Genomic DNA, 23,439 nt, shown 5'->3' with positions numbered 1-23,439 from the left:
CGGACGGTCCCGTGGTGAGTCGACGCCCCTGTCGCTCCGCGCTGCCGGCACACGGCCGGCGAGAGCCAAGGTAGGAGCCGGCGGGGTGCCACGGCAGGCTCGGCGGAGGCGACATCGCTCAGTGGGGCCGACGGCTCGCCGTGCGCGGGATCAGCTGCGACGAGCGGTCGTCCCCGGGCGACGAGCGGTCTCCTCCGTGCTGCCGTATGCCGGGTGCTGCGTGCCGTCGGACGCCCCCTCCGCGGTCGGCGGGCGGCGGTACCAGCGCTCGGGGTGGAACGAGCCACGGTTGAGGTCGATGTGCTCGGGGGCGTGCAACCGGACCATCGTCTGCACGACGTGCTCCGGGGTGCTCGACCGGGTGGCCAGCGACACGAGCACCATCGTCGTGAAGGCCAGCGGCACGCTGACGGCCGCGGGCTGCGTCAGGACGACACCGAACCAGCCACCGGTGGCGATGCCGAACGTCGTCGTGACGACGGCGCCCATCGACAGCGCACCCCCGACGACGAGGCCGGCGATCGCCCCGCGCGAGGTGAGTCCCCGCCACCAGATCCCGAGGAGGAGCATCGGGCAGAACGTCGATGCAGCCACCGCGAAGGTCAGCTCGACCGCGTGGGCGACCGGGACCCCGGCCGAGACGACGGTGAGAAGGAGGGCACCCGCCACGACGGCGACCGTCGTCAGACGGAAGGTGCGGATGCCCTGGCGGTGCCCCGCGCCCCAACGCACGAGGTCCTGGCTGACGACGCCGGCGACCGACACGACGAGACCGGTCGACGTCGACAGGAACGCCGCGAAGGCGCCTGCGGCGAGAACGGCGGTCAGCCCCTCCGCGACGGGACCGTCGAAGAGCCGGCTCGGCAGCTCGAGCACGACCGAGTCCGCACGCCCGGCGGCGACGAGGTCGGAGGCAACGTAGCGGCCGATGACGCCGTAGACGACGGGCAGCAGGTAGAAGCCGGAGAGGAGCACGAGCACCGCGAGCGTCGTCCGCCGGGCGGCCCGCCCGTCGGGGTTGGTGTAGAAGCGGACGACGACGTGGGGCAGGCCCATGGTCCCGAAGAAGGTCGCCAGGACGAGGGAGTAGGTCAGGTAGAGGGCGTGGTCGCCCTGGAGCGGCTCGACCCAGTCCGACACGAACACCGCTCCGACGTCGGGGTCGTCGCGGCGCTCGCCGACGGCGCCGAGCAGGAGGAACAGCGGCGTCAGCAGTGCGAGCAGCTTGAGCCAGTAGTGGAAGGCCTGCACGAGCGTGACGCTCCGCATGCCACCGGGCAGGACGTTGAGGCAGACGACGAGGGCGACGGCGAGCTGCCCGACCCAGGACGGGGCCCCGGTGAGGGTGCGCAGGGTCAGTCCGGCGCCCTGGAACTGCGGGATGAGGTAGAGCAGGCCGATCGCGACGACGAGCAGGCTCGACGCCCGGCGGGCCACGACGGACTCGAGGCGCAGCTGGGCGAAGTCGGGAAGCGTGTAGGCCCCGGAGCGACGCAGCGGCGCGGCGACGAAGACGAGCAGCAGCAGGTAGCCCGCGGTCCAGCCGATCGGGAGCCAGAGCATGTCGACGCCGCGCGCGAGGATGAGCCCCGCGACCCCGAGGAACGATGCGGCAGAGAGGTACTCGCCGCTGATGGCCGATGCGTTGAGCACCGGGCTGACCCCGCGCGAGGCGACGTAGAAGTCGCTCATGGTCCGCGAGAGGCGCAGCCCGAAGGCGCCGACCACGAGTGACGCGACCGAGACGAGGACCACGGCGACGATGCTCGCGGAGTTGTTCACCCGTGACCCACCCGGCTCATCGACCGTCGAGGAGGTCGCTGAAGGTGTCCTCGTTGCGCTCGGACCGCCGCACGTAGAACCAGCCGAGGCCGATGATCTCGGCGAAGGCGACGACCGTGAGCAGCATCCAGGGCAGGGGCACCCCGAGCACGTCGACGTCCGCGATGCCGGGGACGGCCGTGAAGAGCAGCGGCAGCAGACCCAGCGTCGAGGCGAGCACGAGGAGCACGCCGAGCGCCAGCCGCAGCTGGCTGCGCATGAGGGAGGTGATGTAGACCTCGCCGAGCCGGGTCTGCTCGTCGATCTCGGAGGCGATCGAGACGCTCCGGGTGCGCGCGGCCGAGGTCCGGGGGCTCGTGACCCGGACCCGCGCCCGTGGCGGCTCGGGCGGCGTCATGACCCGCCGCGCCCGAGGGGCTGGGCACGCCGCACGAGCAGGTCGCGCAGGGCGCGCGTGTGGCGGCGGCTCACGACGAGCTCGTGGCCGCCGACGACGACCGTCGTGCGCCCACCCTCGGTGCGCCACTCGGTGATGTGGCCGAGCGAGACGAGCGAGGACCGGTGGATGCGCACGAACCCCGCCTCGCGCCACTGGTCGGCCAGGGTCGTCAACGGCACGCGGACGAGATGGCTCTCGCTCGCCGTGTGCAGGCGGGCGTAGTCGCCCTGCGCCTCGACGTAGAGGACGTCGGACCGCGGGACGAGCCTGCTCACCCCGGCGAGCTCGACGACGATGCTCTCGTCGGCCGCCGACGGGGCCGGTTCGCGGCCCTGGATCTGCCGGACGACGCGGCGCACGGCCTGGTCGAGCCGCTCGTCGCGCACCGGCTTGAGGACGTAGTCGACGACGTTGAGCTCGAAGGCGTCGACGGCGTGCTGCTCGTGGGCCGTGACGAAGACGATCGGGGGCTGGGTCGTGAAGCGTGAGAGCACGCGGGCGAGGTCGAGCCCGCTCAGGCCCGGCATCTGCACGTCCATGAAGATCGCGTCGACCTGCTCCTCGTGGAGCACCCGAAGCGCCGCCTCCCCCGAGCCGGCGGGGACGACCTGGCGCACGCACTCGTGCCGGCCGAGCATCCAGGTGAGCTCGTCGAGGGCCGGCGCCTCGTCGTCGACGGCCAGCACCCGCAGCAGCGGCGCCGGCTCGGTGTCCGGGGCGGCGGTCACACGTGCACCCCCGGCCGGAACTTCGGCAGCCGCACCACGACCTTGGTGCCGGCGCCGGGCGCGGTCTCGACGACGAGCCCGTAGTCGTCGCCGAAGGCGGTGCGGAGGCGCTCGTCGACGTTGGCCAGGCCAACGGAGTCGCTCCCCGGGTCGCCGGCGAGCACCCGGCGCACCCGCTCGGGGTCCTCGCCGACGCCGTTGTCCTCGATCGTGACGACGCACTCGTGGTCGGCGTCCTGGGCGAGGATGCTGATCTCGCCACTGCCCGCGCGGCCCTCGATGCCGTGCTGCACGGCGTTCTCGACGAGCGGCTGGAGGCACAGGAACGGCACGACGACGGGCAGCACCTCGGGGGCGACGCGGACCGTCACGGTGAGGCGGTCGCCGAAACGGGCCTTCTCGATGACGAGGTAGGCCTCGATGGACCGCAGCTCCTCGGCCAGCGTCGTGAACTCGCCGTGCCGTCGGAAGGAGTAGCGCGTGAACTCGGCGAGGTCGACGAGCAGCTCACGGGCCCGCTCGGGGTCGGTGCGCGTGAACGACGCGATCGCGGTCAGCGAGTTGTAGATGAAGTGCGGGCTGATCTGCGCCCGCAGGGCGCGCACCTCGGCCTCCATGAGCCGGGTGCGTGAGGCGTCGAGCTCGGCCAGCTCGAGCTGGCCGGAGACCCAGCGCGCCACCTCGTTCGTGGCGCGGACCAAACCCGCCGAGGCCCGGCCGGTGAAGACCTGCAACGTCCCGACGACCTTCTCGTCGACGTCGAGGGGCGCGACGATGGCCTGTCGCACGACGCACGACGGCTCGGGGCACGCGACGTCCGCGCCGTCGACGACGGTCGTCCGCCCGTGGCCGAGCGTCCCGGCCGAGATGACGGCGGGCTGGTGGGCGTGGTGCGAGCGACCGCCCTCCCAGGCGAGCAGAGAGCTCGTGTCGGTCATCGCGACCGCCGGCGCGCCGAGGAGCGAGCGCAGGTGCCTGAGCGACCGCTCGGCAGCCGCCGGCGTCAGGCCCATCCGCAGCGGCGGCGAGGCCAGCAGCGCGGTGTGCAGGGTGCGGTACGTCGCGCGGTCGGCCTCGGTGCCGAGGTGACCGCGACGCAGCAGCGCGCCCCACGAGCTCATGCGGCCACCCTATGCGGTCACCCATCGTGGGGGCGCGGTCCTCGCGGACCTCCCGGAGCAACCCAGCCCCAAGCGCAACACACCGTGCAGGTCACAACTCACCGAGATCGGATTCGGGCGAGTTGTGACCTGTTCGGTGTGTTGCCGCAGGAGAGGTGCGGTGGGCTCAGGCGTCGTCCTCGTCGGCGGCGACGTGCCACAGACCGGACCGGCGCTCGGCCTCGAGCTCCTCCTGCGTGGCCGCGCGGGCCGCGTAGCGGTCCTTCTGGGCCTCGCGCTTCTCGTCACGCGTCGGTCGCGAGGACTCCGCGAGGCGCAGGTCGGTGCCGCGGGTGCCGAGCAGCTCGGCGCCCGCCTGCAGGGTCGGCTCCCAGTCGAAGACGACGGCGTCCTCGGCGGTGCCGATGACGACGGTGTCGCCGGCGACGGCGCCGACCTTGTAGAGCTCCTCCTCGACACCGAGACGGCCGAGACGGTCGGCGAGGTAGCCGACGGCCTCGTCGTTGGAGAAGTCGGTCTGGCGCACCCAGCGGTACGGGCGCTCGCCGGCGACCCGGAAGATCGGCCCGTCGGGACCGTTCTCCTTGACGATGGTGAAGCCCTTGTCGTCGACCGACTTCGGGCGCAGCACGACGCGCTTGGGCACGGCGGCCTCGGCCTCGATCTCGGCGCGGGCGGCGTCGACGTGGCGGGCCATCGCGAAGCTGAGCTCGCGCAGGCCCTGGTGGGCCACCGCGGAGACGATGAAGACCTCGATGCCGCGCGCCTCGAGGTCGGGCTTGACCATCTCGGCCAGCTCGCGGGCCTCGGGCACGTCGGCCTTGTTGAGCACGACGATGCGGGTGCGGTCGGCGAGCGGCTTGCCGCCGAGGTCGGCGTCGGGCACGTAGAGCGACAGCTCGTTCTCGATGACGTCGAGGTCGCTCATCGGGTCACGGCCCGGCTCGAGCGTCGCGCAGTCGATGACGTGGACGAGGACCGAGCAGCGCTCGACGTGGCGCAGGAACTCGAGGCCCAGGCCCTTGCCCTCGTGGGCGCCCGGGATGAGGCCCGGGACGTCGGCGACGGTGAAGCGGGCCGAGCCCGCCGTGACGACGCCGAGGTTGGGCACGAGGGTCGTGAAGGGGTAGTCGGCGATCTTCGGCTTCGCGGCCGACAGCACCGAGACGAGCGAGGACTTGCCGGCGCTCGGGAAGCCGATGAGCGCGACGTCGGCGAGCGTCTTGAGCTCGAGCACGACGTCGACCTCCTCGCCCGGCTCGCCGAGGAGCGCGAAGCCGGGCGCCTTGCGCCGGGCCGACGACAGCGCCTTGTTGCCGAGACCGCCGCGGCCACCACGCGCGATGACGTGCTCGGTGCCCATGCCGACGAGGTCCATGATGATCCGGCCCTCGCCGTCCTTGACGACCGTGCCCTCCGGCACCGACAGCACGAGGTCGTCGCCGTCGGCGCCGTTCTTCTCGTCGCCGGCACCGGGCAGCCCGTTGACCGCCTTGCGGTGCGGGTGGCGGTGGTAGTCGAGCAGCGTCGTCGCCTGCGGGTCGACCCGCAGGATGACGGAGCCGCCGTGGCCGCCGTTGCCGCCGTCAGGACCGCCGAGCGGCTTGAACTTCTCGCGCTTGACGGAGGCGACGCCGTGCCCCCCGGCGCCGGCGCTGAGGTGCAGCACGACGCGGTCGACGAAGGTCACTGCCATGGGGTCACTCTTCCAGATCAGGGTGGGCGGACGGCATACGCCGGTTGGGGGATGCTGTGTGCCCGGGAAAGGCGGAAGGGCGGGCCACGCGGGCCCGCCCTTCCGGTACAAACTCAGTGGTGATCAGCAGATCACTCGGCAGCTGCGGTCTCGACCTGCTCGATGTTGACCGTCTTGCGGCCGCGCTTGGAGCCGAACTTCACGGCGCCGGCGACGAGGGCGAACAGCGTGTCGTCGCCACCGCGACCGACGCCCTCGCCCGGGTGGAAGTGCGTGCCGCGCTGACGGACGAGGATCTCGCCCGCGTTGACCTTCTGGCCACCGAAACGCTTGACGCCGAGGAACTGTGCGTTCGAGTCGCGACCGTTGCGGGTCGAGGACGCACCCTTCTTGTGTGCCATGTCAGTCCTTCTCTCGTGAGTCTCTGGGTTCCGGGTGGATCACGCGTTGATGGCGGTGATCTTGACCTGGGTCAGCGGCTGACGGTGGCCCTGACGCTTGCGGTAGCCGGTCTTGTTCTTGTACTTCATGATGACGATCTTGGGGCCCTTGGCGGCCTTGACGACCTCGGCCTTCACCGACACCTTGGACAGCTTGTCGGCATCGGACGTGACCGTGGTCCCGTCCACGAGGAGCAGCGGCGTGAGCTCGATGGCATCGCCGGGCTGACCCGTCACCTTGTCGACGAGCAGGACATCGCCCACCGACACCTTCTCCTGGCGACCGCCAGCGCGAACAATCGCGTACACAGTGAAACTCACTCTCTCATCAAGGGTTGGTATCGCCGCTTTCGGCACCGGCCCGTCAACACGGGCCCGGTGGGCGCACCAAGGAAGAAGATTACCGGCTGAACGGCCCCAGCTCCAAACCGAGGTCAGCCCTCGCCCGAGGCGCCGGGCTCGCTGCTCCCACGCGGCGGGCCGGCGGGCGCGACGACCCGGCCACGACGGCGACGGCCGCGTGCAGCGGGCTGCACCTCGACCGCGGCCTCGACGGGTGCGGCGCCGCTCGTCTGCACGCTCGCCTCCGGCTGCGTGGCCGGCGGCTCGTGCTCCGCGTCGGCGGACGAGGACACGTCGTCACTGGCATCGGGAACGTCGGCGGCACCGGCCACGTCGGACTCGAGCTCGACGTGGGCGCCGCCCTGGGTCGCCTGCTCGTCGCCGGGGTCGACGTCGTGCGCGTCGTCCCCGGACCACGGGCCGTCGTCCTGCGGGAAGCCCCGGCCGCCGCTGACCTCGGCGACGGCCTCGGCGGCAGCCTCGCCCACCGGCTGGCCGGACGCGCTCTTGAGCGCGGCCGCGTGCGCCGCTGCTGCGATCTGGGCGGCGGTGGGGCCGTTGCTCTTCGACTCCGGCTGACCCTGGCCCGACTGCTGGCCCGACTGCTGGCCACCGTTGTTCTGGTTGCCGCCCTGGCTCGCACCCTGACCGGTGTTCTGGCCACGGCCCCGACGACGGCTGGTGCTGCTGCCGACGTTCTCGCCCGGGCTCTGCTCGTGCTGGTGCGCGCCCTTGTCGACGGGGTCCGTGTGGATGATGAAGCCGCGGCCGTTGCAGTGCTCGCACGTCTCGGAGAAGACCTCGATGAGGCCCGACCCGACACGCTTGCGCGTCATCTGGACGAGACCGAGCGAGGTGACCTCGGCGACCTGGTGCTTCGTGCGGTCGCGGCCGAGGCACTCGAGCAGCCGACGCACGACGAGGTCGCGGTTGCTCTCGAGGACCATGTCGATGAAGTCGATAACGATGATGCCGCCGATGTCGCGCAGCCGGAGCTGGCGCACGATCTCCTCGGCCGCCTCGATGTTGTTCTTGGTGACGGTCTCCTCGAGGTTGCCGCCCGAGCCGACGAACTTGCCGGTGTTGACGTCGACGACCGTCATGGCCTCGGTGCGGTCGATGACGAGGGAGCCACCGCTCGGCAGCCAGACCTTGCGGTCCATCGCCTTGGAGAGCTGCTCGTCGACGCGGTGGTGCGTGAAGAGGTCCTCCTCGGAGGTCCACTTCGTGACGCGGTCGGCGAGGTCGGGAGCGACCGAGGAGATGTACGGGTGGATCTCGTTCCACGCCTGGTCGCCGGCCACGACGAGCTGCTTGAAGTCCTCGTTGAAGACGTCGCGGATGACCCGGACCGTGAGGTCGGGCTCGCCGTGCAGCAGCATCGGGGCCTGGCCGCCCGTGGCGGACCCGGCCGCGCCGTTCTTCTTCTTGCCCTTGCTCTTGCCCGCGCGCGGGGAGGAGGCCGCCTCGGCCTTGGCCTGGATGTCCTCCCAGGTGCGCGTCAGTCGCTCGACGTCGGCGCGCAGCTCCTCCTCGCTCGCGCCCTCGGCCGCGGTGCGGACGATGACGCCGGCCGAGTCCGGCACGACGTCGCGCAGGATCTTCTTGAGGCGGGCGCGCTCGGTGTCGGGCAGCTTGCGGCTGATCCCGGTCATCGAGCTGTTGGGGACGTAGACGAGGTAGCGGCCCGGCAGCGAGATCTGCGAGGTGAGGCGGGCACCCTTGTGGCCGATCGGGTCCTTCGTGACCTGGACGAGCACGGTCTGGCCGGAGCCGAGGGCGTTCTCGATGCGCTTGGGCTGGTTGGCCTCGAGACCGGCGGCGTCCCAGTTGACCTCACCGGCGTAGAGCACCGCGTTGCGGCCCTTGCCGATGTCGACGAAGGCGGCCTCCATCGAGGGCAGGACGTTCTGCACGCGACCGAGGTAGATGTTGCCGGCCATGGAGACGTTCGTGGCCTGGTCGATGTAGTGCTCGACGAGGACGCCGTCCTCGAGGACGCCCATCTGGGTGCGCCCCTCCTTGTTGCGCACGACCATGACGCGGTCGACGGCCTCGCGGCGGGCGAGGAACTCGGCCTCGGTGATGATCGTGCGTCGGCGTCCGGCCTCGCGTCCCTCGCGGCGGCGCTGCTTCTTCGCCTCGAGGCGGGTCGAGCCCTTGACGGCGACGGGCTCGTCGCTCTGGCTGCGCGGCTGGCGCACCCGGGTCGAGACGTTGGGGGTGTCGTCACCGGAGTCCGAGGAGGAGCCGGCCCGACGGCGGCGACGGCGACGACGGCTCGAGCCGCCCTCGTCGTCCGAGTCGCCCTCGGAGTCGGCGTCGCCGGTGCTGTCGTCGCCGGAGTCGACGGAGTCGTCGGTGTCGAGGGTGTCGCCGGACCTGCCGCGCGCGTCGCCCGAGCCACGGGAGTCCCGCGAGTCACGGGAGTCCTTGGAGTCCTCGGCGTCGGGCTGCTGGTCCTGGGTGTCCTCGTCGTCGGCGGCGCGGCCGCGACGGCCCTTGCCTCCGCGGCGACGGCGCGACCGGCGGGGGCTGGTCTCCTCGTCGGGCTGCTCGTCGGCCTGTCCGTCGAGCTCGGTCTGGTCCTCGTCGGCGACGGTGGGCTCGTCCTCGACGTCGGGGGCCGGCTCCTCCGCCTCGACCGGCGGCGTGCCGCGGCGTCGGCGCGTCGGCACGGCCTGGCTCGCGTCGGGCGCCTGGAAGAGCACGCTGAAGCTGGGCACGACGGCGGCCTGACGGGCGGCGTCGACATCGCCCGCGGCGGCCGCGGCGTCGTCGGTGTCCTCGGACTCGTCCAGGGCGTCGACGTCGATGAGGTCGGAGATGTCGATCGCGCCGGGGTCGGCCGCGGTGGACGTCGCCGTGCTCGTGTCGGCGGACGTCTCGGGGGCGGTGCCTGCGTCGCCCGAGAGGGTGCCCGCGACGAGCTCCTCGACGGCGGCGCTGGCCCGGTCGGCCTTGGTGCGCGAGCCACGCTTGGTGGCCCGAGCGGCCCGCGGGGCCTTCTCGGCCTTGGGTGCCTTCTCGACCGGCGTCGCCTCGGCGGACCCCTCGGTGACCTCGGCGGTCACGTTCGTGCCGTCGGTGTCGGAGGTCGGCGCGTCCGGAGCGACGGTCGTCTTCTTGCGCGTCGCGCGCTTGCGGGCCGGACGCTTGGTCTCCGGGGCGGCGTCAGCCACGGCCTCGCCGGTGGAGCTGTCCTCGGGTGCTGTGGCGACCGAGGGCTCCTCGGCGGGAGCCACGGCCGGGGTGTCGGCGGTGGGCACGATGGTCGTGGCCTTCTTCGTCGTGCGACGCGTCGCACGACGACGCGGTGCCGGAGCGTCAGTGCCCTGCTCGGAGGGGAACAGCGTGGCTTCGTCGCCGTTGGTGGTGTCGTTGGGTGCCATCAGGCAGCCTCCCGTCAGGTGCGGTGTGACCCACACGCGGCCGGGGCCGTCGACACCGCACGAGTGCGGTTGCAGTCGTCGCGCCGCGTGTGCGACGGGACGGAAGTCGTCTCGCTACACCCGAAAACGGTTCGCGCTGGGCGCGGCCCCGTGATCGAATGCCGTCGGCGTCCTGGTCGGCAACCATTTCGTCGTCATGACCTGGCAGGTCATTCCAGCGGGTCGGTCACCCGCACGTTTGCGGTGTCGAGCGGTCCCTGCGCCAGTCGCGTCACCAGTGGGGGGCGCGGAGGCTGCAGGTCGGCGATCTCACGCAGCGCGGTCAGAATGTCGTCGGGGCGTACAGCAGGTGTGGTGTGCCGTACGACCATGCGCAGTATCGCACAGTCGGTCCCGACTTCGTGAGTCGTGACCGTGTCGTCGAGCGCGTCGCGCGGGTCCAGCACGCGTGCGGCCACGATCGAGCCACGCACGTCGAAGGTGCGCGGACCCGACTTCGTCAGGCGTGTGACCTCGGCTGTGGCGCGCCCCATGAGGGCCGCGACAGCCGCCTCGAGGACCTCGAGGGAAACCCCGGCGAACTCGAGCACCCAGTCGCTCGCCTCGAGACGGTCGGCGAGCGCCCCGGGGGCGGCTTCGACGACCTGGAGGATGTCGATCCCCTCGGGCAGGGCCTCGTCGAGCGCGGCGCGCACCGACTCGGGCTCGACGCGCTGGGTCACCGAGATCTCGAAGTACTCCGCCTCGCTGCCCGTGCCCGTGGCCGCCGCGTTGGCGTAGCTGATCTTCGGGTGCGGGTGGAAGCCGGCCGAGAAGGCCATCGGCACGTCGGCGCGGCGCAGCGCCCGCTCGAGCGCGCGCTGGAAGTCGCGGCTCGAGGTGAACCGCAGCCGACCCCGCTTCGTGTAGCGGATCCGGAGCTTCTGGACCGCGGGGTCCGGGGCCGGACCCTCGGGGACGCGCTGACGTGCCTGACGAGCCATGCCCGGAAGGCTACCGGCGCCGAGGCGCCGGCCCGAACCACCGGCCACCCGCTCAGTCGGTCGCGAAGCCCCGCTGCTCGTCGGCTCGGCGCTGACGCTCCACCGTGTCGGCCTCGTCGAGGCGGGTCGCCTCGGCGAGGGTCGGTGCGGTGCCGCCCATGCTCGCCGGGAGGAACTTGAGGTCGGGCCCGGTGAGCGGCTCGTACGCCGCCCGGGCGACCGCGAGCAGGTCGGCCAGGACGGCCTTGTACTGCTCGGTGACGGCCACGGGGTCGGCGTCGGGCGCGACGGCGATCGGCTCGCCGACGTTGATGAGGATGGGCACGTTGGTGCGGCCGAGGCGCTTGGGGTGCCCCTTGGTCCAGACGCGCTGCGAGCCCCAGATGACGACGGGCAGGATCGGGACGCCGGCCTCGATGGCCATCCGGGCGGCGCCGGTCTTGAACTCCTTGAGCTCGAACGACCGGGAGATCGTCGCCTCCGGGAAGACCCCGACGATCTCGCCGGACCGGAGCGCGTCGACCGCGGCGGCGTACGACGCGGCACCGGCGGTGCGGTCGACCGGGATGTGGTGCATGCCGCGCATGAGCGGACCACTGACGGCGTGCGAGAAGACGCCGTCCTTGGCCATGAACCGCACGAGGCGGTCGGACTTCTGGGCGGCGAGGCCTGCGTAGGCGAAGTCCATGTAACCGGTGTGGTTGATCGTCATCACCGCACCGCCGACGCGTGGGACGTTGTCGTCTCCGAGGATGGTGAACTTCAGCCCCTGCATCGCGAACACCCCGCGGGCGAAACCGATGACGGACGAGTAGACGGGCTCCATGGGGACACTCTGCCCTGCGTCGCTACGCTTCGGCACGCCGATGGGTCGATCGGCCCTGCCGACGAACAGGGGATGACCGTGATCGCGAGCGCCGCAGTGACGCACGCCACGCCGGACAGGGGCCTGAGGGCCCTCGGGTATGCCGCGGCGCCGGCTCTCGTGGACCGTGACACCGTGGTGGGCGCCGCACTCCTCGGGCTCGTCCCCCTCGCCGTCGCCGGTGTCGTCGTGCTCGTGAAGTGGTGGCGCGGACGAGACGAGATGTTCGACGACGTGACTCCCGGTCTGCTGCCCGCCGATCCCGCGCGGGCCTCCCGGCGCCGTGTCCGGGGCGGCGAGTGGTCCGGCGTGGTGGCCCCCGCCTTCGCTCCCCCGCGCGACGTCCGGCCCGGCGCCGTCGGCACGGTCGTCGACGGCGTGGCCGATGCCCACGACGTCAGCGCCACGCTGCTCGACCTCGCGGTCCGCGGTTGGTTCCGCATCGTCGACGTCCGCGAGCAGGAGGGCGAGCGTCCTCGCGACTGGGCGCTGCGCCGCAGCGAGCCGGCGCCGGACGAGACGCCGACCGCCTTCGAGCAGCTGCTCCTCGACCGGATCTTCGACGCACGGGACCGGGTGCGGCTCTCGGCGCTCAGGGGCTCGTTCGGCCTGACGATGCGCGAGGCCCAGATCGGGCTCTACCGGGAGGTCGTCGACCGCGGCTGGTACGCCCGGCACCCGCGCGCCCGCAACGGCCGGACGCGCGCCGCCGGACTCGCCGTCCTCGTCCCGCTCACGGTCGTCGCGGCCGTCGTCGTCGGAGCCGGGCTCGTGGACGCCCACGACTGGTCGCTGACCCCGGTGCTCGTGGGGCTGGTCGCGGCGCTCGTCGTGCTGGCCCGCTGGGGCGGTGCACGGACCCCGCGCACCGCCGAGGGCACGGCACTGCGCATCCAGGCGCTCGGCTTCCGCGAGTACCTCGCGACGGCCGAGGCCGACCAGCTGCGCTTCGAGGAGAAGCGGGCGCTGCTCAGCACCTACCTGCCGTATGCCGTCGCCTTCGGGCTGACCGCCCACTTCGCCGACCTGCTCCGCGCCCTCGCGCAGGAGAGCCACTGGACCGACTACGTCGACGGGCTCGACTGGTACGACTTCGGCGGCTCCGGCCCGGACGGCGCGGACCTCTCGCTCGGTGACGCGCTCGGCGACATCGGCGACGCCTCGACCTGGCTCACCGACCCCGGCGACCTCCTCGACGGTGTCGACGGGTTCACCGACGCCGCCGACTCGCTCTTCTCCTTCGACGGCCTCCCCGGCTGCGGTGACGGCTGCGACGGGTGCGACCTGCCCGGCTGCGACGTCTGAGCCGGCGCGCGGGCCGCGCCGGACGGCATACGCCCGCTGCTCGCCCGCTGAGGAAAGGCGGTCGAGGGCACCCCCGCGCGCATGGAAGGATTGGGCGCATGACTGACACACCTGCACCCACGACCTCGCGGATCCCCGAGCGGCCCACGCTCGACGGGCTCGAGGAGAAGTGGATGCAGGTATGGGCCGACGAGGGCACCTACTCCTTCGACCGCGAGAAGGCCCTGTCGCTGCCCCGCGACCAGGTGTTCGCCATCGACACCCCGCCGCCCACGGCGAGCGGCAGCCTGCACGTCGGCCACGTCTTCAGCTACACCCACACCGACTGCATGGCCCGCTACAAGCGCATGCGCGGCCTCGAGGTCTTCTACCCCATCGGCTGGGACGACAACGGCCTGCCCACCGAGCGCCGGGTGCAGAACTACTACGGCGTGCGCGGCGACGCGAGCCTCCCCTACGAGGAGGGCTTCACGCCGCCCTTCGAGGAGGGGGTCGACAGCAACGGCAAGGCCATCAAGGCCGCCGACCAGCGCCCCATCAGCCGCAAGAACTTCATCGAGCTGTGCGACGTCCTCACCGTCAAGGACGAGGTGACGTTCGAGTCCCTCTTCCGTCGCCTCGGCTTCAGCCTCGACTGGGACATCTCCTATCGCACCATCGACGAGCGCTCGCGCGCCGTGGCGCAGCAGGCCTTCCTGCACAACCTCGAGCGCGGCGAGGCCTACCAGAGCGAGGCCCCGGGCCTCTGGGACGTGACGTTCCAGACGGCCGTCGCGCAGGCCGAGCTCGAGGCGCGCGACTACCCCGGCGCGTACCACCGGGTCGCCTTCCACCGGGACGGCGGGGAGCCGGTCTTCATCGAGACGACGCGACCCGAGCTCATCCCGTCGGTCGTGGCCCTCATCGCCCACCCCGACGACGAGCGCTACCAGCCGCTCTTCGGCACGACGGTCACCTCGCCGCTCTTCGGCGTCGAGGTGCCGGTCCTGGCCCACCGCGCCGCCGAGATGGACAAGGGTGCCGGCATCGCCATGTGCTGCACCTTCGGCGACCTCACCGACGTCATGTGGTGGCGCGAGCTGCAGCTGCCGATCCGGTCGCTCATCACCCGCAACGGCCGCCTCCAGGCCGAGACGCCCGAGTGGCTCGCCGGTGGTCCCGGCGAGGCGTTCTACGCCGAGTCGCTCGCGACGAAGACGACGTTCAGCGCTCGCGAGGCCGTCGTGGCCGCGCTCCGCGAGTCCGGCGACCTCGACGGCGAGCCGCAGAAGACCCAGCGCAAGGCGAACTTCTACGAGAAGGGCGACAAGCCGCTCGAGATCGTCACCTCGCGCCAGTGGTACATCCGCAACGGCGGCCGCGAGGAGGCCCTGCGCTCCAAGCTCGTCGGCATGGGCGACGAGGTCGACTTCCACCCCGCCTTCATGCGCTCGCGCTACAAGAACTGGGTCGAGGGCCTCAACGGCGACTGGCTCATCTCGCGCCAGCGCTTCTTCGGCGTGCCGTTCCCCGTGTGGTATCCCGTCGACGCCGCCGGCGAGGTCGACCACGACCACCCGCTGACGCCGCCGGCCTCGGCGCTGCCCGTCGACCCCCAGATCGACGTGCCGGAGGGCTACGAGGAGTCACAGCGCGGCCAGGCGGGTGGCTTCGTCGCCGACCCCGACATCATGGACACGTGGGCCACGTCGTCGCTGACCCCGCAGATCGCCGCCGGCTGGCCGGTCCGCGAGGGCGCCCCCGACGGCGACCGGCTCGGGTCGGACGAAGCGCTCTTCGCGAGCATCTTCCCCTACGACCTGCGCCCCCAGGGCCACGACATCATCCGCACCTGGCTCTTCGCCACGGTGACGCGCTCGTACTTCGAGCACGGCGTGGCTCCGTGGAAGCACGCCGCGATCAGCGGCTGGATCCTCGACCCCGACCGCAAGAAGATGAGCAAGTCCAAGGGCAACGCCGAGACGCCCGAGGACGTCGTCAAGGCGAACGGCGCCGACGCGGTGCGCTACTGGGCGGCCTCCGGGCGCCTCGGCACCGACGCCGCCTACGACACCGGCCAGATGAAGGTCGGGCGCCGGCTCGCCATCAAGGTGCTCAACGCGAGCAAGTTCGCCCTCGGCTTCGGCGACGTCGACGGCGACCTGCGGGCAGCCGTCACCCACCCCCTCGACCTGTCGATGCTCGCGGCCCTCGCCGACGTCGTCGACAAGGCCACGCAGGGCTTCGAGGGCTGGGACTACACCCGCTCGCTCGAGGCCACCGAGACCTTCTTCTGGACGTTCTGCGACGACTACCTCGAGCTCGTCAAGGACCGCGCCTACGGCGGCCAGGGCGACGAGGCGGCCGCGAGCGCCCGGGCCGCGCTGCGGCTCGCGCTCGAGACGCTGCTGCGCCTGCTCGCGCCGTTCATCCCCTACGCGACGGCCGAGGTGTGGTCGTGGTTCGGTGAGGGTTCGGTGCACCGCCAGCCCTGGCCGACCCGCGACGAGCTGCCGACCGGTGGTGAGCCCGCGCTCCTCGCGTCGGTCGGCGCCGCCCTCGCCGGCGTGCGCAAGGTCAAGTCCGAGGCCAAGGTCGGCATGCGCGCCGAGGTGCGCACCATGACGCTGGTCGCCCCCGCCGCATCGGTGGCCCACGTGCAGGCGGCCGAGTCCGACCTGCGGGCCAGCGGCCGCATCAGCGAGCTCGCGTATGCCGAGGGTGAGGTCGTCGAGGTGCGTGACGCCGAGCTCGTCCCCGTCGAGAAGGCGCCGGCCCAGGGCTGACCCCCGAGCGACCCGTCGGTCGTTGCCACCCCGACCTATCGGGACGGCAACGATCGGCCGGCTCCGCGACTGTCGGCGACCGCGCTGGCATAGGGTCACTCGCATGTCGAGGCGGGGGGCTCAGGTCACCATCGTGGGTGGCGCCGTCGTCATGGCCGCTCTGGTCGTGGCCGCGCTCGGCCAACCCGTGTCGCTGCTCTCCCGCCCGGTCGACACGCAGACGTTCACGCCGCTGCCGACCCTCACGTCGCTGCCGCCGTCCGCCACGTCGTCGCGGCCCACGTCGACGTCGACGGCGATGCCCTTCGACCCCTCCCCCGTGCTCGTCACCCTCGTCCAGATCGTCCTCGTCCTGGCCGCCCTCGTCGTCCTCGTCGTCCTCGCGCAGCTGGTCCGGTCGCTGCTGCGCCGACGACCGCACCTCGAGCTGCACGAGGAGCCGGACTTCGCGATCCCCCTCGTGCCGATCGAGCTGCTCGAGGGGGCCCGGGACCGGCTGCGGGACCTCGAGACCGGCGAGCCCCGCAACGCCATCGTCGCGGCCTGGCTCGGCCTCGAGACCTCGGCCGCAGCGACCGGCCTGCCGCGCCTGCCCGCCGAGACGTCGACGGAGTACACCGAGCGCGTCATCGGCGTGTGGCCCGTCGACTCCGCCCGCCTCGGCGACCTCGCGGCCCTCTACCGCGAGGCGCGTTTCTCGGTCCACGACCTCGGCGAGAGCCACCGCGACCGGGCGATCACCGACCTCCGGGTCCTCATCGCCGACCTCGAGCAGGTGGCCTCGCGCCACGCGGCCGAGCGGGGCGCGTCCGCTGCCGTCGGGGAGGAGGGATCGTGAGCAGCGAGCCGGACGGTACACCTCCTCGGACCCGGCGCGAGGCGCGCGAGCGCGCAACGGCGGCGGCAGGACGGCCGCTGCCCCGCGGCGCGGTCCGGCGAGCGCCCTCCCGGACGCGGGAGCTCGCCGCGGTGCTGCGCCCGTGGCGTCGACGCCTCGTCGGGTTGCTGCTCACCTGGGTCGTGCTGGCTGCGCTCACGGCCGGGCTCGGCCTCGCGCCCGACGTGCCGGTGCTCCTCGCGATCCTGCTCGCGGGGGCGCTGCTGGTCTGGCACCTCATCGACCACACCGCGCCACAGCACCTCACGGTCTGGCCCCTCGTCGACGGCGACCTCGGTGGACACTCCCGCGGCAACGACTTCCGCGTCACCAACCTCGCCGGGCGCCTCGAGGCGGCCAACACCCGGCGAGAAGGACGCGAGAGCGTCGTGCACGACCTCCACCTGCAGCTGCAGGTGCTGATCCGCGAACGGCTCTACGCCCGCCACGGCATCGTCGCGGAGGAGGAGCCGAAGTGGGCCCAGAGCGTGACCCCACCCGAGCTGTGGGACCTGCTCGTCGGGCTCCCCCCGACCGACCTGTACCGTCCCCAGCGCCTCGACCCCATCCTCCGACGAATCGAGCAGTGGTAGAGCATGACCGAGATGAACCTGACCCGGGTCAGTGAGCTGAGCAGCGCCGTCCTCGACGAGGTCGACCGGGCGGTCGTCGGCAAGCGCGAGGCGCTGCGGCTCGTCCTCTCCGGCATCCTCGCCGGCGGCCACGTCCTCATGGAGGACTTCCCCGGCCTCGGCAAGACGCTGGCCGCGCGCAGCTTCGCCCAGACCCTGGGGCTCGACTTCAAGCGCGCCCAGTTCACGCCCGACCTGCTGCCCGGCGACATCACCGGCTCGTTCATCTATGACCAGCGGGCGGGCGAGTTCGAGTTCCGCGCGGGGCCGCTCTTCGCGGGGCTGCTCCTCGCCGACGAGATCAACCGCACGCCACCGAAGACGCAGGCCGCGCTCCTCGAGGCGATGCAGGAGAAGCAGGTGACGGTCGAGGGCCGCACCTTCCAGCTGCCCCGCCCCTTCCACGTCCTCGCGACCGCGAATCCCGTTGAGTACGAGGGCACCTACCCGCTGCCGGAGGCACAGCTCGACCGCTTCCTCATGCGCATCTCGTTCGGCTACCCGACCCTCGACGAGGAGTGGGAGATCCTGTCGAACCGCATGGCCCGCCAGCGGGAGGAGCAGGAGCTGGGCCGCATCGTCGACGCCGAGCAGCTGCTCGCGATGCAGGCGGCCATCGAGGCAACGGCGGTCGACGAGTCGGTCGGGCGCTACTGCGTCGCGCTGACGGCGGCCAGCCGCACCCACGGCGACGTCCTCATGGGCGCCTCTCCCCGTGGCGCCCTCGGTCTGCTCCTGTGCGCCCGGGCGTATGCCGTCGTCGACGGCCGCGACTACGTGACCCCCGAGGACGTCAAGGCGGTCGCCGTGCCGGTCCTCGCGCACCGCATCACGGTCAAGCCGGAGCTGTGGATGAGCAACGCGTCGGGGCGCAGCATCGTCGAGAGCCTGCTGCGCACCGTGGCCACCCCGTCGGCCCGCGAGCACCTGGCACCGGGGCCGGCCGCCGACCCTTCCGCGAGCCCGGCAGCGGGCCGGGCAGCGGGCCCGGCAGCGGGCCCTTCGATGGGCCCTCCAACGGGCTCGGCAGCGGGCGGCTGAGGACCCGTGCAGCCCTGGCGTCCGCACCGGACCGCCACGCGCCGGCTCGGCGGGTGGGAGCCGACCGCTGCCCACCAGCGGGCGATCCTCCTCGCGGCGGGGGGCGCGATCGTCGCCGTCGTCGGCCGGCGCGCCGACCTGCTCGTCATCGTCGCGCCGCTCGTCGTCGCCGCCCTGTGGGGTCACCTCGTGCGGCCGCGCACCGAGGTGACCGGCACGGCCCGCCTCGGCGACACGACGCTGCGCGAGGGGTCGGTGACCGGGGTCCACGTCACCACCGAGCCGTCCCTGCCCGACGTCCACGGCATCGTCACCCTGGCCCGGGCCCCGTGGGTCGAGCGCAAGCCGTCGAGCGGGATCGCCGAGCTCGAGGACGGCCGCGCGACCCTCGGGCTGAGGTCGACGCGCTGGGGGCGCCGCCGGGTCGGCACCGTCAGCGTCGCGCTCGTCAGCACGTGGGGAGCCTTCCGCGCCGGTCCCGTCGACCTGCCCGACCTCGACTCCGCCACCCTCCCCGTGCCTGCGTCCTTCGACGCGAGCGCCCCGACACCGCACCCGCGCGGCATCGTCGGGCTGAACCGGTCGAACCGGCCCGGCTCCGGCTCGGAGTTCAACACGATCCGCCGGTTCCACCCGGGTGACCGTCTGCGGCGGATCCACTGGCCCGTCTCGATGCGCACCGGGGCCCTGCACGTCACCTCGACGTTCACCGACGAGGACGCCCACGTGTTCCTGCTCGTCGACTGCTTCAGCGACGTCGGCCCGCGCGAGGGCATCGACGGACGCCCGACGAGCCTCGACGTCACGGTGCGTGCCGCGGGCGCGATCAGCGAGCACTTCCTCCGGAGCAACGACCGGCTCACGCTGCGCACCGTCGGTGCGGCCGAGGTGCCGACGCTCGGCGTCGGCTCGGGCACAAACCACCTGCGCCGCGTGCTCGACACGCTCGCGGCGATCTCGCCGGCCACCGAGCGCCGCGACACGGGTGAGCACGCGATCCGCGGCGTCGACCCGCATGCCCTGTGCCTCGTGCTGTCCCCGCTCATCGACCCGACCATGGTGACCCTGGCCCACACGCTGGCCGCGCGCGGCATGACCGTCGTCGTCGTCGACACCTTCCCCGACCACCTCGTCGCCGACCCCTCGAACGTCTACCAGGCGCTGGCCTGGCGGATCCGGCTGCTGTCGCGCGACGCCGAGGTGCACAACCTGCGGCTGCGCGGCGTCCCGGTCGTGCCGTGGCGTGGCGCCGGCTCGCTCGACCAGGTGCTGCGCGACATCGCACGGCGAGCGTCGGCGCCCCGGATGGCGAGGCGGTGACCGTGCCCGGACCTGCTGACGACCCGCTGCGCTCGACCCGGACGCCGTGGAGCCCCCGCCGCGTCCGGCTGCGCCGGACCGTGCGGTTCGGCGCCGGCCCCGAGTGGTCGCTGAGCCAGCTCGGTGTGACCGCCGCGGCCATGGGCGGCGTCGCCGTCTACCTCGCGAGCCTCTCCCTCGCGGTCGGCGGGTTCGACTCCCTCTGGTGGGGGCTCGTCCTGCTGCCGCTGGTCACGATGACCTGGGCCGGCTCGGCCGGCCCGCTCGCCTACTGGACCCTGCTGCTCTACGGCTGGTTCACGCTCACCCCGGCCGGGAGCTTCTCGTGGTGGTCGCTGCCGGCCGCGGCCGGGTGCGTCGTCGGCCACGCGGCGACCGCGCTCTCCGCGTCGTCGCCGCCGGCCGGCTCCTTCACCGCCTCCACCGCCCGTCGCTGGGTGCGGCACACGGCCCTCGCCTTCGCGGCGGCCGTCCCGGTGGCGATCCTCGCGGGGCTGCTCGTCGGGCGTTCCGCGGGACTCGTCCCGGCGGCATACGTCATCGGGCTCGGCGGCGTGGCCGCCGGCCTGTGGTTCGTGCGCACGAGCCCGCCCGTCGAGCGGGTCTGAGCCGCGCCGACCGTCGCTGAGGGCACTGACGGGGACGAACGGGGACGGACGGGACGTCCGGGCCCGAGGCTCGACAACGGGTTTGCCAACGCCGTCGACCCGACCTACTCTTTGATGAAACGAAACAGTTTCGTTTCATCGGGGTGGGACCGGGGTGAGCATGAGCACGACCAGCGCGAGCACGACGGACGCGGCACACGCGAGCCGTCCACGCGTCGCCGGTGACCGCGAGGTCGAGATCCTCGAGGCCGCGATCGACGTCCTGCGCGAGACCGGCTACGACCGGCTCACGTTCGACGCCGTCGCCACGGCTGCACGGGCGTCCAAGGCGACGCTCTACCGACGCTGGCCGCACAAGCGCGACCTCGTCATCGACGCCGTCGGGCTCTTCATCGACTGCCCCGCCGAGCAGGACCCCGACACCGGGAGCCTGCGCGGCGACCTGCTCGCCCAGGCCTGCGCCGACGGGGGCCTCGACGACGAGGTCGTCATCGGCACGTGGGGGGCGCTGCTCCCCGTCATCCACCGCGAGCCAGAGCTGGCACGCGGCATCCACGAGCGGTTCCTGGCCCCGAAGATCGAGGCCACCCGCACCATCTTCGAGCACGCCCGAGAGCGCGGTGAGGTCGCCGCCGACGCCGACCTCGACACCCTGCTGATGATCCTCCCGTCCCTGTCGATCCACGAGGCGCTGCTCTCGGGACGTCGACCCGGGCCGGACCGCATCGCCGAGTTCGTGGACAGCGTCGTCCTCCCGGCCTGCGCCGCCACCCTCGCGCCCGCGCCCAGCACTCGCTGAGCCGGCCCGCGACGGGCGACACCACCACCACACCTGCACGTCTTCGAGAGGAACACCCATGTCTTCGACCACGGTCGAGCAGGTGGACGAGCCCCAGGGCGAGTTCACCTCCCACGACACGCCGCCGAAGCGCCTCGGCCTGGCGCTCTTCGTCATCTGCGCGGCCCAGCTCATGATCGTGCTCGACGGCACCATCGTGAACATCGCGCTCCCCCACATCGAGGCCGACCTCGGCTTCAGCCAGGCGAACCTCCAGTGGGTCATCACCATCTACACGCTCGCCTTCGGTGGCGTGCTGCTCCTCGGCGGTCGCCTCGGCGACCTCTACGGCCGGCGTCGGCTGTTCTTCTGGGGCATCGTGCTGTTCACGCTCGCCTCGCTCGTCGCCGGTCTGGCCCAGAACGAGGCGATGATGCTCGGCGCCCGCGCCGTCCAGGGCCTCGGTGGCGCGCTCGCCGCCCCGAACGCGCTCGCGCTCATCACGACGACCTTCCCGGCCGGCAGGGAGCGCAACCGCGCCATGGGCGTCTTCGCCGCCATGTCCGGTGCCGGCGCCGCCATCGGCCTCATCCTCGGCGGTGCGCTGACCGAGATCGACTGGCGCTGGAACTTCTTCATCAACCTGCCGATCGGCATCGTCGTCGCGTTCCTGGCCCAGCGGATCCTCACGGAGTCCGAGGACGGCGGCGGCACGCTCGACATCCCCGGCGCCATCACCTCGATCGCGGGCCTCTCCTCGCTCGTCTACGGCCTGACCCACGCCGCGAGCACCTCGTGGAGCGACCCGACGACCGTGACCTACCTCGCCATCGGCGTCGCCCTGCTCGTCGCGTTCGTCGTCATCGAGACGCGGGTCAAGCACCCGCTCCTGCCGATGCGCATCCCCGGCGACCGCACCCGCGGCACGTCCTACTTCGTCATGCTCGTCGTCGGCGCCGGCATGTTCGCGATGTTCTACTTCCTCGGCATCTACATCCAGACGATCCTCGGCTACTCGCCGCTCAAGACGGGCCTCGCGTTCCTGCCCTTCTCGGTCGGCATCGTCGTGGCCGCGCAGGTCGCGTCGTTCCTCATCGCCAAGGTCGACCCGCGCTGGATCTCCGGCGCGGGCGCGGGCTTCGCGGCCCTCGGCATGTGGGGCTTCACCCACCTGACGCCGCAGAGCACGTACGCCGCAGACCTGCTGCCGTGGATCGTCGTCCTCGCCTTCGGCCTGGGCCTGATCTTCGTGCCGCTCACCCTGACGGCTGTCCACGGCGTCGCGCACGAGGACTCCTCGGTGGCCTCGGCGGTGCTCAACACGATGCAGCAGGTCGGCGGCACGCTCGGCCTCGCGACGCTGAGCACGATCTTCGTCAACAACATGGGCGACAAGGTCGCCGAGCTGACCGCGAAGCTGCCGCAGGGTGGCCCGGCTCCCTCCAAGGAGCAGCTGGCAGCTGCCCAGAAGATGATCGCCGACGAGGCGTTCACCTACGGCGCCAGCCGCGCCTACCTCGTCGCGGCGATCATGATCGCCGTCGCCGGCGTCGTCACCCTCGTCGCGCTGCACGTGCGACACGAGGAGCTCGCGACCGACGGGGCGGCCCCGGCCCACATGGGCTGACCCGCACCACCCGCCGAGAGGCCACCGTTCGTCGCGAACGGTGGCCTCTCGCCGTGTCAGGGGTGGGGATCGGCCCAGACGGCGGCCCACGGGACGTCCCAGCCGGCGATGGCGAGGCGACGCTCGACGAACGCGTGCTCCGGCAGGTCGACGACGCGCCCGACCGAGGGCTCGTAGACGTCGAGCTCCTGCTCCCCCGTCGGCGGCAGGACGAGCACGACGTGCCGCGGCGCCCACGCGTTGCCGACGTAGAGCAGCGCGGGACGGCCCGGGCGCACCCGGGCACGGAGGGCGGCATACGTGTGCTGGAGACCGACCCGACCACGCTGGCGGAACCACGCGAGGTCGTAGTCGGCCGCGGGGTCGGCGGCGCCGTACTCGAGCTCGTTCAGCGCGCCCCACGGGGGCGTGCCGAGCGCGCGCGGCCACGGCAGCTGGAGGCGGCGCCCCGCGCCGACCAGGGCGTTGGTGCGCGACGCGACAACCTGCTCGTAGGCGGCGAAGCGCTGGGCCTCGCTGCCACCGTCGGGGACGTCGCCGTCACGTGCGTCCTTGCGTATGCCGTCCCGGATCCACTGCGCGAACGCGGGGTTGGCGAGCATGCGGGCCACGGTCAACGACGCCGACCCGCACGTCGTGCTCGTCTGCTGCACGGGCGCATGGTCACCGGCGACGAGCCGGAAGGGAGCGGTCACGGG

The 23,439-nt window shown here is 72.5% G+C and carries 20 protein-coding genes; 9 read left to right on the top strand and 11 right to left on the bottom strand.

Features of this window, described 5'->3' with window-relative positions:
* Positions 1 to 150 precede the first annotated feature (150 nt).
* The 10 genes from ACSSS0_RS18895 to ACSSS0_RS18850 all read right to left on the bottom strand — a co-directional run bounded on the left by ACSSS0_RS18895 (position 151) and on the right by ACSSS0_RS18850 (position 11,749).
* Positions 151 to 1,782 carry a sodium/solute symporter gene (locus ACSSS0_RS18895; protein WP_487229201.1) on the bottom strand — a complete coding sequence of 544 codons (1,632 nt, stop codon included), beginning with the start codon at positions 1,780 to 1,782 and terminating at the stop codon, positions 151 to 153.
* 16 nt (positions 1,783 to 1,798) lie between these two features.
* Positions 1,799 to 2,179: a hypothetical protein gene (locus ACSSS0_RS18890; protein ID WP_435986459.1), complete on the bottom strand. Its 381-nt coding sequence runs from the start codon at positions 2,177 to 2,179 to the stop codon at positions 1,799 to 1,801.
* On the bottom strand, positions 2,176 to 2,949 hold the full coding sequence (locus ACSSS0_RS18885) for a LytR/AlgR family response regulator transcription factor (RefSeq protein WP_487229200.1): 774 nt from the start codon (positions 2,947 to 2,949) through the stop codon (positions 2,176 to 2,178). Before ACSSS0_RS18885 ends, ACSSS0_RS18890 begins: the two co-directional genes overlap by 4 nt.
* The gene (locus tag ACSSS0_RS18880; RefSeq protein ID WP_435986461.1) at positions 2,946 to 4,070 is read right to left on the bottom strand and encodes a sensor histidine kinase; all 1,125 of its coding nucleotides are present in this window, start codon (positions 4,068 to 4,070) and stop codon (positions 2,946 to 2,948) included. The genes ACSSS0_RS18885 and ACSSS0_RS18880 overlap by 4 nt, the downstream gene beginning before the upstream one ends.
* Before the next feature lie 166 nt (positions 4,071 to 4,236).
* Positions 4,237 to 5,766 carry a GTPase ObgE gene (gene obgE / locus ACSSS0_RS18875; protein WP_435986462.1) on the bottom strand — a complete coding sequence of 510 codons (1,530 nt, stop codon included), beginning with the start codon at positions 5,764 to 5,766 and terminating at the stop codon, positions 4,237 to 4,239.
* A gap of 131 nt (positions 5,767 to 5,897) precedes the next feature.
* Positions 5,898 to 6,167 (bottom strand): 50S ribosomal protein L27, encoded by a 270-nt coding sequence (rpmA, locus tag ACSSS0_RS18870; RefSeq protein WP_020144532.1) that lies wholly within the window; start codon positions 6,165 to 6,167, stop codon positions 5,898 to 5,900.
* Positions 6,168 to 6,206: 39 nt separating this feature from the next.
* Positions 6,207 to 6,515, bottom strand: coding sequence for a 50S ribosomal protein L21 (rplU, locus tag ACSSS0_RS18865; RefSeq protein ID WP_028785644.1), 309 nt, complete (start codon positions 6,513 to 6,515; stop codon positions 6,207 to 6,209).
* Positions 6,516 to 6,640: 125 nt separating this feature from the next.
* Positions 6,641 to 9,940, bottom strand: a complete 3,300-nt coding sequence (locus ACSSS0_RS18860) for an Rne/Rng family ribonuclease (protein WP_487229199.1) — start codon at positions 9,938 to 9,940, stop codon at positions 6,641 to 6,643.
* A 209-nt stretch (positions 9,941 to 10,149) separates the two neighbouring features.
* Positions 10,150 to 10,923 (bottom strand): TIGR03936 family radical SAM-associated protein, encoded by a 774-nt coding sequence (locus ACSSS0_RS18855; RefSeq protein WP_487229198.1) that lies wholly within the window; start codon positions 10,921 to 10,923, stop codon positions 10,150 to 10,152.
* Between the two features lie 52 nt (positions 10,924 to 10,975).
* Positions 10,976 to 11,749: a lysophospholipid acyltransferase family protein gene (locus ACSSS0_RS18850; RefSeq protein WP_487229197.1), complete on the bottom strand. Its 774-nt coding sequence runs from the start codon at positions 11,747 to 11,749 to the stop codon at positions 10,976 to 10,978.
* Between the two features lie 72 nt (positions 11,750 to 11,821).
* Here ACSSS0_RS18850 and ACSSS0_RS18845 point away from each other — a divergent pair, with 72 nt between their 5' ends.
* The 9 genes from ACSSS0_RS18845 (at position 11,822) to ACSSS0_RS18805 (ending at position 22,741) form a co-directional block, all read left to right on the top strand.
* A complete protein-coding gene (locus ACSSS0_RS18845; RefSeq protein ID WP_487229196.1) occupies positions 11,822 to 13,093 on the top strand; it encodes a DUF2207 domain-containing protein in 1,272 nt (423 codons plus the stop codon).
* Positions 13,094 to 13,191: 98 nt separating this feature from the next.
* Complete coding sequence (valS, locus tag ACSSS0_RS18840; protein ID WP_487229195.1) at positions 13,192 to 15,858, top strand: valine--tRNA ligase; 2,667 nt, start codon at positions 13,192 to 13,194, stop codon at positions 15,856 to 15,858.
* A 103-nt stretch (positions 15,859 to 15,961) separates the two neighbouring features.
* The gene (locus ACSSS0_RS18835) at positions 15,962 to 16,696 is read left to right on the top strand and encodes a DUF4129 domain-containing protein (RefSeq protein WP_487229194.1); all 735 of its coding nucleotides are present in this window, start codon (positions 15,962 to 15,964) and stop codon (positions 16,694 to 16,696) included.
* Positions 16,693 to 17,328 (top strand): hypothetical protein, encoded by a 636-nt coding sequence (locus tag ACSSS0_RS18830; RefSeq protein WP_487229193.1) that lies wholly within the window; start codon positions 16,693 to 16,695, stop codon positions 17,326 to 17,328. The genes ACSSS0_RS18835 and ACSSS0_RS18830 overlap by 4 nt, the downstream gene beginning before the upstream one ends.
* Positions 17,329 to 17,331: 3 nt before the next feature.
* Positions 17,332 to 18,408, top strand: coding sequence for an AAA family ATPase (locus ACSSS0_RS18825; protein WP_487229192.1), 1,077 nt, complete (start codon positions 17,332 to 17,334; stop codon positions 18,406 to 18,408).
* 6 nt (positions 18,409 to 18,414) lie between these two features.
* The gene (locus ACSSS0_RS18820) at positions 18,415 to 19,728 is read left to right on the top strand and encodes a DUF58 domain-containing protein (RefSeq protein WP_487229191.1); all 1,314 of its coding nucleotides are present in this window, start codon (positions 18,415 to 18,417) and stop codon (positions 19,726 to 19,728) included.
* 2 nt (positions 19,729 to 19,730) lie between these two features.
* Complete coding sequence (locus tag ACSSS0_RS18815; RefSeq protein ID WP_487229190.1) at positions 19,731 to 20,336, top strand: hypothetical protein; 606 nt, start codon at positions 19,731 to 19,733, stop codon at positions 20,334 to 20,336.
* A gap of 160 nt (positions 20,337 to 20,496) precedes the next feature.
* Positions 20,497 to 21,135 (top strand): TetR/AcrR family transcriptional regulator, encoded by a 639-nt coding sequence (locus tag ACSSS0_RS18810; RefSeq protein ID WP_435986473.1) that lies wholly within the window; start codon positions 20,497 to 20,499, stop codon positions 21,133 to 21,135.
* Between the two features lie 58 nt (positions 21,136 to 21,193).
* Positions 21,194 to 22,741: a DHA2 family efflux MFS transporter permease subunit gene (locus ACSSS0_RS18805; protein WP_487229189.1), complete on the top strand. Its 1,548-nt coding sequence runs from the start codon at positions 21,194 to 21,196 to the stop codon at positions 22,739 to 22,741.
* Between the two features lie 56 nt (positions 22,742 to 22,797).
* On the opposite strand, the gene ACSSS0_RS18800 is transcribed toward ACSSS0_RS18805, so the two are convergent.
* A complete protein-coding gene (locus tag ACSSS0_RS18800) occupies positions 22,798 to 23,436 on the bottom strand; it encodes a hypothetical protein (RefSeq protein WP_487229188.1) in 639 nt (212 codons plus the stop codon).
* Positions 23,437 to 23,439 lie beyond the last annotated feature (3 nt).

The sequence above is a fragment of the Terrabacter sp. R4-6 genome (assembly GCF_057529065.1).
This window is presented reverse-complemented; position numbering and strand designations above follow the sequence as displayed.